Here is a 13,000-nt window from a genome sequence, read left to right as displayed (position 1 = left end):
ATAAAATTCATGAATATCATTATAGGCAGTAACTTTATAAAAATAATAATTTGATCAGCCCTAATCTGCATCGTCGTGATTAACCGATTACATGTTGATGCTCTATCGAATGAACAGCTCTGGGATGCCCTCAAACAGGACGATCAGGGTGCTTTTGCCGAATTGTATCAACGTCTGCACGCTACATTATACAGCTACGGGTATAAAGTAGCTGCCAATGCGACTTTGGTTGAGGACGCCATTCAGGATTTATTTGTCGATGTGTGGCGAATGCGCCATTCGAGTTCCAGCGCCAATTCGGTCAAATTTTATTTATTTCGGTCACTTCGGCGGAAACTGCATCTTTTAAGCGAAAAAGAGCATTGGTCCGAAACACCTTCGGCTCAGGTCGATATAACTTCGGTAGACAATTCGGCAGAACAACTGATGATTGGGCAGGAGCAGGAATCGCAGCTTATCCAACGCTTAACCTATGCACTAGCCCAATTACCACAGCGCCAGCAGGAAGTTGTGACACTGCGCTTTTACCAAAATTTTAAAACCAGCGAAATTGCCCAAATCATGGGTATTACCGAAAAGTCAGTTCGCAACACGCTTCAAAAAGCCCTGCTAAATCTTCGTGAACAGGCACCTTATCTCGCTCCCTTACTGGGCTTATTGCTTTTCTGGCTGCTCGCTTAGCGCCATTTCGGTTTGCTCCACTTCCTGTGAAAAATATTTCTGTAAAACCGAGGGGTCATTTTCGACATTTTACTCTCTTGTCTAAATAAGTACCCAAGCTCACAGATTTCGGGCTCAACCCTTATGGAAAACTACCCTAACTATACAGTTGAGGAACTGGCCCAGGACGATTTTTTCCGGCAATGGATTCAACATCCTACCGTTGAAACGGATGTATTCTGGGCGGATTTTTTGGCACACCACCCCGAAAAACAAGCGGATGTGGTATCTGCCAGCGCCTTGCTTAAAGCTGTAGAGAATGTTCAGGTGTTCCCTACCCTGGATCAGGGAGATCGCATGTGGGCAGGCATACAACGCCAGCTTCAGGAAGTTGAACCAATCGGCCAGGAGACGGAATCCCGGATTTACCGAATTGGTTTCTGGCAACCCTGGATGGCTGCAGCTGCTGTCCTGCTGATTCTTGGTTTTGGGTGGTGGTTCGTAACAAAACCAGTTACTACCGATCAGCCAGTGGCCCAGATAGAATGGTCATCAGAAGCGCAAAAACGACTCGTTGAACAAGTAAATAAGACGACTAAACCCCTAACGGTTCACTTAGCCGATGGAAGCCGACTTGTTTTACAGCCTCGCAGCCGGGTAAGTTATCCGCAACCATTCGATCCGGCTAGGCGAGAAATTCATTTAGAAGGGGAAAGTTTTTTTGAGGTTACTAAAAATCCACAACAACCTTTTCTCGTGTTTACGGATAAGCTAGTGACGCAGGTTGTGGGTACAAGTTTTACGATTAAAGCTATCCCTAAAACGGCACAGGTATCGGTAGCAGTTCGAACGGGAAAGGTAGCGGTCTATACACTAAAAGCCTTCCAGCAATCGCAGCGAAACCAGCAACAGCATCCTGGTATGTTCCTACTGACGCCTAATCAGCAGGCAGTCTTCGATGTAGCAAGTGAACGATTGACCAAACGGTTGGTTGAAGAACCGGTATTGCTTAAAGAGCCCAAAACGAGCCAGTATTTTGTCTTTGAAAATGCACCAGTCCATGAGGTGTTCCACAAACTGGAACAGGCTTACGGCGTAACGATCCAATACGATAGCACTGCCTTTGGTAGTTGTAATCTAACAGCACCATTGAGTAATGAACCTCTTTTCCAGAAGTTAGATATTATCTGTCAGACGATTGGCGCTACCTATGAAGTCTGGGATACCCGAATTATTATTTCAGGACCAGGTTGCCCACGCAAGTAGATTTTCTAGTGAACCCTAAACCAACCCTTATGAAAAAAAACGTACCCTGATCCAAAAAAAGAGCCAGATACCGGCTAATCCTGTTGGAAGCATGATTAACCCGGTAGCCGGCCTTAAGTAACGTCCCCTCCCTTTTCTGGCCTTGCGACAACCCTGAAATAGCGGGTACGGGATGTTTTTGCCCTTCGTTTTTCAAATCTATCAAGCAAAAACTGATTAAAAGTATGAAAAAATCCTGGGATTCCTTGACCCTGTTTACGCTTATGAAAATTACCTGTGTGCAGTTGCTACTGGCCATTATCTCGGTAGGCTTTACAGCAGCCCGTGACGGCATGGCGCAGGATCTGTTGAACCGTACGATCTCCGTTCAATTCGATAACAAGGATTTAAAAACCGTGCTTCATCGTATTGAGAAAGCCGCTAAGGTGAAGTTTACCTATGTCCCTCAACTGATCGAAACGGAGAATAAAGTGTCTATTCGAGCCACAAACGACCGACTTGAAGAAGTGCTTGACCGACTACTGAAACCCCTGAGTATCAGCTACCAGATTTCAGGAAATTATATTGTGCTCCGAAAAGAAACATCACGGGCCGAGCTAATACCCGCACCATCCGAATCACTTCGGGTAGATGATCTGATTATTACAGGCACAATAACTGATGAAAAAGGAAGTTCCTTACCGGGTGTCAGTGTATTACTAAAAGGGACACAGCGAGGTACAGTCACCGATAGCAAGGGAACCTTTCGGCTGGCGGTCCCGAATAACTCGGCTGTTCTGGTGTTCAGCTTCGTCGGCTACTTACCGCAGGAAGTGGCGATTGGGAATCGGGCTACCCTCGATGTACAATTGGCACCCGATAACAAGGCCCTGGGGGAGGTCGTTGTGGTCGGTTATGGCACTCGAACGAAAAGCTCCTTAACCGGCTCCATTGCGTCGATTAAAGCCGAGGAGTTGAAAGTAACACCAGTCGCCAATCTGGCTCAGGGTCTTCAGGGGCGAGTGCCTGGATTAGACATGCGCCAGAATTCTGGAACGCCGGGTGGTAATATCAGCGTACGGATTCGGGGTACTAACTCCATAAATGGCACCTCCGAGCCGCTCTATGTCATCGACGGTATCCAGATATCAGCAACGTCGGCAGTCAATGCAGCCAATCCGCTTTCTCAGATTAATCCATCCGATATTGAATCGGTAGAAGTATTGAAAGATGCTTCGGCTACTGCTATTTATGGGGCCAGAGCTGCTAACGGAGTGGTATTAATCACCACCAAACGAGGCAAAGACGGCGCTACCAATGTATCCTACGATGCTTATGTAGGTCAGCAGGAAACCACACGGAAGTTAGGAATTCTGAATGCTTCGCAGTTTGCCCAGTTAGAAAACGACACGTATAGTCCCACCGTTATTTACCCTAATCCTGGCAGTGTAGGTCAGGGAACCAATTATGTGGATTTAATTTTTCGGAAAGCGCTGATTCAAAATCATCAGCTATCGGTCACCAGTGGTAATAACAAAACTCAAATTGCCATGGGTGCCAACTATTTTAGTCAGGATGGTATCATTAAAAACACCGATTACAAACGGTATGCTTTTCGGGCTAATATCGACCATCGTATTAGTGAACGGTTTAAAGTTGGTACCAGCCTCTATTATACCGTCACGGATGAGGATCGGCTAAATGCAGGTGGTACGGGCGTAAATGTGACGAGCGCCCGCGAAGGAATTCTGGGCCGAGCGGTGGCAGCTCCTCCTACCCTGCTCCCGTTTCGTCCCGATGGTAGTGTGTATTCCTTTGCTGATCAGTTTAATGGGCGATACCGGGAAACGATCAATCCAATGGGTGAACTGGCAAAAAAAAATTATACTAACAGTAACCGACTTCTGGGTAACCTCTATCTCGAAGTAAATCTGGCCAAAGGATTAACCTATCGGGGCAGCTTCAACGTAGACCTGACATCCAGTTTACAGGAGCTTTATTCACCCCGATCGATTGTCGATTCAATTTCGCTCAATAATTCCGGGGCTGTTAATGGAAGTGCCAGTAATAATAGTTCGTACCTGAGAACGCTGCTGCATGAAAGCATTCTGACCTACAAAAATGTATTCAGTCAGCATCATGCGGTGAATGTTACAGTGGTGTATGGAACTCAGTCGGAGGTGCTTCAGAACAATAACCAGACGGCATCCGGGTTTGGCAACGATTTTACCGAAAACTGGTCAACGTCCAATGCCACCGTCTATGCCTTGTCAAGTTTACGAAATAAAAGCAGCCTGGTTTCGTATCTGGGCCGGGTTGGGTACGGCTATAAAGAGCGCTATTTTCTGGATCTGACAGCTCGGGTCGATGGCTCAAGCAAGTTCGGAGCGAATAACAAATACGGATTTTTTCCGGCCATATCGGGAGCCTGGCGGATTATCGAAGAGGATTTTATGAAACCCGTAAAATTCATTACTGATTTGAAATTACGAGCCAGTTATGGGATAACCGGGAATGCGGGGGCCATTGGACCCTATCAGTCGCTGGCTACCGTGAGTGGGCAAGGGTATAATTACAATTTCAATAATACAGTATTGACGGGTATCAACCCGAGTGGCATTGCCAACCCCGACTTAAAGTGGGAGCAGGCCACGCAGCTTGACATCGGAATCGATCTGGCTCTATTTAGTAATCGATTGACGGTAGTAGCCGATTATTACCACAAACGCACCGATAATTTACTCTTCACCAAAGCCGTACCGATGTCGTCGGGCTATACGACAATAACAGGGAATTACGGTTCTATCGAGAACAAGGGGATTGAGCTGGGCCTTAGTGGCAAGATTTTAACCGGAGCCGTCAAATGGGAAGCATCGGGCAATATTACCTTTAACCGCAACAAGGTATTGGCGCTGGATGGCATTCAGAATGAACTGGCCCTGTCGAGCTATTCGCTGTTAAAAGTTGGGTACCCGCTGGGTATTTACCGCACTTACATTCTGGATGGCATTAACCAGACGGGCGAAGCATTTCTGCCCGGTTATGACGCTCGAACGGGCGGATTTAAAATCAAGGATGTCAATGGCGACGGTAAAATCAGTACCGACGACCAGGTTATTGTTGGCAATGCACAGCCCAAGTACTTTTTCGGATTTTCCAGTTCGGTCAAATACAAAAATTTCGAGTTGAGTGGATTTCTTCAGGGAGTGCAGGGCAGTCGATTGTTCAATGGCTTTCGCTTTACATTCGAGACGCCTTCGGGGCAAGTCAATCTGTTGGAAGGAACGGCTAATCGCTGGTCGGCAACCAATCCCAATAATGAATATGTCAAACCCGCCCAAGGCACGAACCTACCCGTTGGTGATCGGTGGGTCGAAGACAATTCCTATATCCGGGTTAAAAATTTAACGCTGGCCTACAATTTCCCAAAAGTCAAATTCAGCAAGGGTATTCGGGCCTACATAAGTGGTAATAACCTGTTTACCATTACTAAATACCAGGGTTGGGACCCAGAGTCCAACAATTACGGAAGCTCGAATGCGCTGTTCTATGACAACGGTACCTACCCCGCGGCCAAATCATATGTGGTTGGTCTTCAATGTACTTTCTGATCTTAAACCCTACCTTTTATGAACCGATATTTTTTGAAATCCATCCTGGTGGCTCTGACTATGCTATTCTGTTGCAGTGCCTGTCAGAAATTAGACGAGGACGTGTATTCATCTGTAATCACGACCAATTTTTATCAAAGCGCACAGGATGCCGAAGCAGCTCTAACGGCAGCCTATGGTTCGATCAATGACCTGTTCGATCAGGCTCCGATGGTCTTTGCATCCGATTTTGCCGGCGACCAACTCTGGGTTAAACCCGTTGTTGGCCGGAACGTTTTTGCCTTATATAGTTACGATACCGATTATTCAGGCCCGAAAAGTTTTGGCCGAACAGCCGAGAGTCCTTATGGATTATGGCAATTCTGCTACAAAGGCATTGAAAACGCCAATTGGGTCATTGAAAAAGTACCCTCGATTACGATGGAAGTGAACCGCCGGAACGCCATTGTGGGTGAAGCGCTGTTTCTGCGGTCACTGTATCACTTTACGCTGACGAAAAGTTTCGGGGATGTCGTCATTCGGTTGTCGCCCAGTAAAAGCGAATCGGACGCGCTGGTTGCCAAAAGCCCCAAAGCCGACGTATACAAACAGATTTTTAAGGATTTGGACGATGCCATTACCAAACTGCCTTCGTATTCGGCCTCAACGATCAAAGGGCGCTCATCGAAAGAAGTAGCCATTGGACTTTATGCAAAAGCTGCGTTATATGCCGAAGACTGGACAACTGCCAAAGCGAAGGCCATTGAGGTTATCAACTCCGGGAAATATACATTGATGGCCAATGTAGTTGATGTGTTTGACGTAGAAAAAGAGGATTTGGCCCGGCAGGAGAACATGTTTGCCTTCGAGGGAGATTACAGCACAAAAGCACGTGGGACAACATTGATGGGTTTCTGCGGACCCGCTAATAGTGCCAGCCGGGATTACGGCAATATGACATTTGGCTCCATTTTCGCATTTCAGGCCTTTTTCGATTCATTCAATCCGATGGATAAACGAAGACAGTTAATGGATACTACCTATATCAGCGTAGCGGGAAAAGTGGTTCTACAAAAGGACATCACACCGTATACTGTAAAGGGTGTATTGATTAAGAAATACATGGATAAAAACTCCGTTGGAGCGAAAGGACGCAACAACGTACCGATGCTCCGGCTGGCCGATATTTACCTGATTGCTGCTGAAGCCGAGGCTCGTTTGAACGGCCCGACGGCGACGGCCTATCAGTATATCAATGCCATTCGGAGTCGGGCGGGACTAGCCAATCTTGGCACAGGATTGAGCAAAGATGACTTCATCAGTGCGGTTTTGCAGGAACGGAGTTGGGAGCTTTTTGCCGAAGGTGATCGCTGGTTCGATCTCACCCGAACGAATACATTCCTGACAGTCATTCCGAAAGCCGTTAATGAAGTCTACCCTGTGCGAACGCCCCAGGCCAAACATCGCTATTACCCTATCCCGCTGGATGAAATCAGGGCGAATCCCAAGCTCGAACAAAACCCGGACTGGAAATGAGACAGTGCCAGCCAAAACGGGGAATGACCCTTATGTTGCTGGTATTTCTTGGCCTTTGTTCCTTTCAGAAACTATCGTTGGCTCCCGAATGCCCCCCTCATTCAGGAACCAACGATAGCCTGAATATGGAAAAAGCGCACCAGGAAATCTGGCGTCGATTTGTTGATGAACACAACATCCTGATCGATTTTGCGGATTCTGCCGGAACGTTTGCTCGGCCTACTGCCGACGAGTTTCGCGAGAACAAGCCTAATGCACTGGGTTGGTGGACACCCACCGAGAATGGTTCCATGTTTAATGGGCTATATCTGGACGGCATTTGTCAGCGGTGGCTGCACCGTCATCAGGAAACCGACCGAATCAAGGCCCGAAAACTAGCTCAGGGGTTACTGCTACTGGCCTCCGTTGGCGACACACCCGGCTTCATCGGGCGAGGTGTGGCTACCGATGGCAAAACGCCCCCGTCAATGGGGTCGAATGACCAGACTTCACCCTGGTTTTATGGGTTATGGCGTTACCTGTATTCCGGCTTGCCTGAACCGGAAGAACGCAGGAAGATCATCGCCAAAATGATTGAGGTAGCCAACGCGCTCCAATCGACAGGCTGGCGATTACCAACAACGACTTATTCACCAGCACGTTATAGGAATACATTCGCTACGTTTAGTTGGGAAGGAGCACCCCGCTTACTGTTTATCCTCAAAGCCATGCATCAATTAACCAACGATGCCAAGTGGGATAAGCTCTATCGGGAAGCCGCCTACGAGACGGGGGGCGCTCCCCAACGCAGCCGTCTTCAGATATGCGCCGATGGAATGCTATTCGATATTCCAAAGCAATTTCGCTGGACAGGTGTAACAAGTACGGTCGATGTGCGAGCGTTGTGGGAAATGGAAACCGATCCTGCCCTGCGTGCCGCCTATGAGCAGGGTCTAAACGCCAGTGCTCGTAGTGCAGTCGTTGACGTAGCCCGTTGGCATTTGTTCGATAACAACGACCGGAAGCCTTTTCTGCACAACTGGCGCACGCTAAATCAGTGGTGGAAACCGCAGCATAGTGAACAGGATGCGCTGGATGTATCAGCCACACAACTTATCGAATTGGTCAAGCTATCTCCACGTCGTAATCAGGAACTTGGGCTTGTCCGCGAACCTTTGTGGATGGCCTGGATTGTGACGCTGGCTCCTGATACGACTCTTATTGATCCGTATCGAACCGAGATGCTGGGGGCAATAGCCCATTTTCAGTATGACCGCTTGGCTTACTCTCAGTTTTTCCCAGCAGAAACTGTATGGTTTCGTCTTCAGAAAAATGCAAAAAAAATACGATGAATATTTATTTTTCAGCTCGCTCGACCCTTAAATCCTCTAAAGTGGACTTCTTTCCTTTGCCAACAAAGCCCACTTTAGGGCATTTAATGGTAAAAGTCATTCATTCCCTGGTTTTGGGAATCAGCTTTTTTCTTCTTAATGCAGTGAGTGCACAGCCACCCAAACCTTTCGATCACGCGCTTGATCAGCAGATTGAGCAAGCGCGTCTGGAAATAAATCGACGTTTCATTAGCCCGCAATACAGTATTCTGTATGATTATGCTGGTCGAGATGGGAATAACTTCCTGCCCACACCCGATGAATGTAAAACCAACAAACCCAACGGATTGGCCTGGTGGTCGCCCATTGAAAACGGTGCCTTTTTCAATGGCATTTACCTTGATGGGCTATGCAATCGCTGGAAGATTAGTAAAAAGGAAGCTGACGCACGCGAAGCCCGGAAAGTAGCCGATGGATTGATCCGGTTAGCCACAGTCGGAAGTGTACCTGGATTTGTTTCGCGGGATGTCGCTTCCGATGGAAAAAGTCATCATGTAGCGGGTTCCGACGACCAGACCGGTCCCTGGTTTTACGGCATGTGGCGATACATTAAAAGTGGTATTCCTGATCGGACCGAACAAGAAAAGCTAATTAAGCTGATGGAAACCGTGGGGAATGCGCTGGAAAAAACGAACTGGCAGCTCCCCTGCGATCAGCAAGGGTACGGTTATCGGGGAAACCTAACCGATAAAGGTTGCCGGATTTCAGTTCGATTAGTGTTTATCTACCGAGCATTGTATGATGTCACTCAGCGTAAAAAGTGGATGGACGGTTATCATCAACGATTGAATGAAATTCCCGAAGGCGATTCCCTTACTCGTCTGGAGTTATGTTCGCAGGGTATCCTCTACGAAACGGCCAATCCCGAAAAAGGAAATAAAACGGAGAATGAATTCTGGATTACGGGCATTTCCCAGGCTAACTTAAAAGCATTGGTCGAACTGGAACAGACTCCCGGCATTCGCGAAAAGTTTCGGCAGGGCTTGAATCTGACTGCCGAAAAAGCAGCTTTGCATTTGTTACGATATAAAAACTTCGACAACAACCATGGGTTGAGCTTTAATGAAAACTGGCGGCTTTTGGATAGCTTATGGAAACCACAGCCCGACATTGCCACAACACTTGCCTTAGCTCTTCAACAGGGACGGGAATGGTCTAAACTATCGCCAGCCCGTGTTTATGAAGACAAACACATGCGCGAGCCCCTATGGGCCTGCTGGGTAGTACTGCTTTCGGGAAACAAACTATTAATCAAGCAGCATGAAGTAGTTCTCAAAAACGCCTTGATGCACTATAACTGGCAACAACTATACACATCTCGTTTTTTTGTCGTACTCCCGGCTTATTATGAGGCCAGATTGAATAGGCTATTTTAAAGTAAGTTATCTGGCGAACTGACTGTATAATTCCGTCCCCTAAAGGTCAGGTTAACAGCTTACTGCTATTAGATATCGCTAATGAATTGATCAACTCCCCGGCCAATCATGAACTTTCATAGCGGTAGAATAGTTAACACTGTTATAGATCCTAACAACATCCAAAATGGGAATTCTTGAGCGTAGGCAACGCCAGAAAGTAGAAGTGAAAACCAGCATCTTACAGGCAGCCTGGCAGCTGGTTCTGGAGGAAGGCTGGCAGGCACTGTCTATCCGCAAAATTGCCGATGCCATTGAATATAGTGTCCCCGTGATTTATAGTCACTTTGAAAATAAGGACGCTATTCTACAGGAATTTACCCGGGAAGGATTCCGATTGTTGGCCGAAGAAGTAATCCGCCAGCGAGACAGTCAGCCCGAAGCCAGCCAGCAATTAGAAGCAATCGCCAAAGGGTACTGGAATTTTGCTTTCGATCATAAGGAGTATTACCAGCTCATGTTCGGATTGGGGATTCCGCCCTGTGAGCAGGTCAATCAGGTTGCCGAAATGAAGCATTTTTCGGACGTACTTATTTCGGTCATTCAGGAAGCAATCAGTACCAGCAAACAACCTCAGGTCGATGCATTTCTGAAATTCCATACGTACTGGTCTATCCTGCACGGATTGGTATCCATTCAAATGATCGACCGGAATACAAGCGCTAATCCATGGAGTCAACTTGTCCTGCAAGATGCTATTGGTGGATTTATTAAAGCCTTAAACGGCTAATTTTTTTACCTTATTATTAACAGTGTTAGGATTTATATCACTGTAAGATAACAATCAATTAAACAAGTCAAATAACCTAAATTAGTTACTCACAAGTATGGCAACCACAAAATGGGTCGTAGACCCAATGCACTCCGAAGTTCAGTTCAAAGTAAAACACCTCGTTATTTCTACAGTAACCGGCACATTCCGGAATTTCGAAGGTGGTGCGACTACCGAACAAGACGATTTCGATGATGCTGAGGTTCACTTTTCTCTGGACGTAGCCAGCGTGGATACCAATCAGGAGATGCGGGATAATCACCTGAAATCAGCTGACTTTTTCGACGCGGATACGTATCCAAAAATTGCCTTCAAATCGACATCCTTCAAGAAAGTAGATGATGATGAATACGCCTTAACGGGTGATTTAACAATGAAAGGCATTACGAAAGCCGTGACACTCAAGGCTGAATACGGCGGAACTGCTAAGGATGCTTATGGCAACCAAAAGCTTGGATTTGAAGTTACTGGTAAAATTAACCGTAAAGAATTCGGTCTGACCCACAATGCCCTCACCGAAACTGGCGGACTAGCCCTTGGCGAAGACATTAAATTGATTGCCAATATTCAGTTGGCTCAGGCTGCCTAACCTAACGACTAACAACGATGGACGTAGAAATCTGGAGTGATGTCATGTGCCCCTTTTGCTACATCGGCAAACGGAAGTTTGAAAATGCATTGAGTCAATTTTCGCACAAAGATCAGGTAAATGTTGTCTGGAAAAGCTTTCAGCTCAATCCGGATATGAAAACTGAACCGGGTAAAAACATCAATCAATATTTGGCTGACATTAAAGGATGGAGCCTCGACGAAGCCAAACGTATGAATGACCGTGTCACAGCAATGGCCCGCGAAGTCGGTTTGTCCTACGACTTCGATAAAGCAGTTGTAGCGAACTCGTGGGATGCACATCGGCTTATCCAGCTGGCCAAACAACATGGTTTGGGTGATGCCGCTGAAGAACGGCTGTTCCGGGCTTATTTCACCGAAGGCCGCGACACTTCCGATCATGCTACGCTCCTTGAATTAGGTACTGAAATTGGCCTTGCTCCCGCCGATGTTGAACAACTGCTAGAAAGCAATCAGTTAGCAGAGGCTGTTAGCCGGGATATTTATGAAGCGCAGCAGGTAGGTGCACGAGGTGTCCCCTTCTTTGTATTGGATCGTCGGTACGCTGTGTCTGGCGCTCAACAACCCGAGACATTTCTGGGGGCTCTTAACACAGCCTGGACAGACTGGGAAAAAGCCAATCCTGTAGCTGTTCAGGCAGCCGATGGGCCCACTTGTACCCCCGGCGAAATCTGTTAATCCTTTTGCCGGTAACCAATAATTTTATTGAAGAAGCCCAGTGGCAGACTATTTGTCTGCCACTGGGCTTTATGATTTAGAAGCTTTTATTCAGAAAGTATACATTAGCTGCGTATTCAAGCCCACAGAATACGCATGATAATACTCATAATTTGGGTGAGCTTGTACATTGTAACTAAACCCAGGTTGAGCAATTAACGAGCAATGTTCACTCAGGCGATAAATGACGCCTATTCCCACTCCCGGCGTAATGATCACGGGCTTCCCGAATTTCACAGCTACCTCCTGACCATTTCCCAAATCAACATAACTTTTTGTGCGAAATCCCAGCGATGCTCCTACTGAAAAATAGGGAGAAAGCCGCTTAGTCGATGATTGATAATTGATCTGTAAAGGCACGCTATACGCAAATTCATCGCGATGTGTGTTCGTATAATTAACCGGAATCTTATTCCCATTCTCAGACAGATAACCTTTTACAGACAGAGCCTGACCCGCCGAAATACCTGCATTTACAGACCATTTAGGAGAGAACGCATACCGTGCCAATAAACCAAAACTATACCCGGAACTGTGCGAAGAAGTAATAATTTCCGTTGTGGGTAACTGAGCGATTGGGTCAGGAATTGGTGCAATCTGTTTAGAATCACTGTGACCATATGCATACCCTAAACTTACCGCCAAAGAGAATCTACTTTGTCCGAAAACGGGGCTTAGCCCGCTCAAAATACTTAGCCAGACGATAATAAAGCGAGATGTTGCTTTCATACGGTTGAGGGTTTCGATTCAAAAGTTTAGGATAGGATGCTTTTCGGGTAACTCAAACACGGGCTAATTTACCACCCGCCAATCAACGTTTAAGGTAACTAATGTAGTGCAAAACTGTTGTATTCTGTTTTGCTAACTACATTTTATTATCGGCTCGTTAACATACTATTAACAAGCCCCAATTCCCGCTAATGTTGAAGCTAGTAGCCTCCTCCTAGCGCAGCAGTCTGGTCTACAAAAAAGATAATCTTTATCGGGATTACCCAATTTCAAAATTACTCCCCCTTCATTTGGGAAAGTTGGTTGGGTGTCAACCGGCTGTCAATGTTCAGGATG

At 46.7% G+C, this 13,000-nt stretch carries 10 protein-coding genes; 9 read left to right on the top strand and 1 reads right to left on the bottom strand.

All coding sequences use genetic code 11. The features are described 5' to 3' along the window. Positions 1-75: 75 nt before the first annotated feature. The 9 genes from GO755_RS03100 (at position 76) to GO755_RS03060 (ending at position 11,896) form a co-directional block, all read left to right on the top strand. Complete coding sequence (locus tag GO755_RS03100; RefSeq protein WP_157583089.1) at positions 76-681, top strand: RNA polymerase sigma factor; 606 nt, start codon at positions 76-78, stop codon at positions 679-681. Positions 682-804: 123 nt separating this feature from the next. Continuing rightward, complete coding sequence (locus GO755_RS03095; RefSeq protein WP_157583088.1) at positions 805-1,926, top strand: FecR family protein; 1,122 nt, start codon at positions 805-807, stop codon at positions 1,924-1,926. Positions 1,927-2,150: 224 nt separating this feature from the next. Beyond that, positions 2,151-5,516: a TonB-dependent receptor gene (locus GO755_RS03090; RefSeq protein ID WP_157583087.1), complete on the top strand. Its 3,366-nt coding sequence runs from the start codon at positions 2,151-2,153 to the stop codon at positions 5,514-5,516. An 18-nt stretch (positions 5,517-5,534) separates the two neighbouring features. Further along, the gene (locus GO755_RS03085; RefSeq protein WP_157583086.1) at positions 5,535-7,031 is read left to right on the top strand and encodes a RagB/SusD family nutrient uptake outer membrane protein; all 1,497 of its coding nucleotides are present in this window, start codon (positions 5,535-5,537) and stop codon (positions 7,029-7,031) included. After that, complete coding sequence (locus GO755_RS03080) at positions 7,028-8,362, top strand: hypothetical protein (protein WP_198174736.1); 1,335 nt, start codon at positions 7,028-7,030, stop codon at positions 8,360-8,362. Before GO755_RS03085 ends, GO755_RS03080 begins: the two co-directional genes overlap by 4 nt. Continuing rightward, a complete protein-coding gene (locus GO755_RS03075; RefSeq protein WP_157583085.1) occupies positions 8,359-9,777 on the top strand; it encodes a hypothetical protein in 1,419 nt (472 codons plus the stop codon). Before GO755_RS03080 ends, GO755_RS03075 begins: the two co-directional genes overlap by 4 nt. 166 nt (positions 9,778-9,943) lie before the next feature. Then, positions 9,944-10,546: a TetR/AcrR family transcriptional regulator gene (locus GO755_RS03070; protein WP_157583084.1), complete on the top strand. Its 603-nt coding sequence runs from the start codon at positions 9,944-9,946 to the stop codon at positions 10,544-10,546. 97 nt (positions 10,547-10,643) lie between these two features. Next, positions 10,644-11,177, top strand: coding sequence for a YceI family protein (locus tag GO755_RS03065; protein WP_157583083.1), 534 nt, complete (start codon positions 10,644-10,646; stop codon positions 11,175-11,177). A gap of 17 nt (positions 11,178-11,194) precedes the next feature. Further along, complete coding sequence (locus GO755_RS03060; RefSeq protein WP_157583082.1) at positions 11,195-11,896, top strand: DsbA family oxidoreductase; 702 nt, start codon at positions 11,195-11,197, stop codon at positions 11,894-11,896. Positions 11,897-11,986: 90 nt separating this feature from the next. On the opposite strand, the gene GO755_RS03055 is transcribed toward GO755_RS03060, so the two are convergent. Further along, positions 11,987-12,664, bottom strand: a complete 678-nt coding sequence (locus GO755_RS03055) for an outer membrane beta-barrel protein (RefSeq protein ID WP_157583081.1) — start codon at positions 12,662-12,664, stop codon at positions 11,987-11,989. Positions 12,665-13,000 lie beyond the last annotated feature (336 nt).

This window comes from Spirosoma arboris (genome assembly GCF_009754945.1).
GTDB lineage: Bacteria > Bacteroidota > Bacteroidia > Cytophagales > Spirosomataceae > Spirosoma > Spirosoma arboris.
This window is presented reverse-complemented; position numbering and strand designations above follow the sequence as displayed.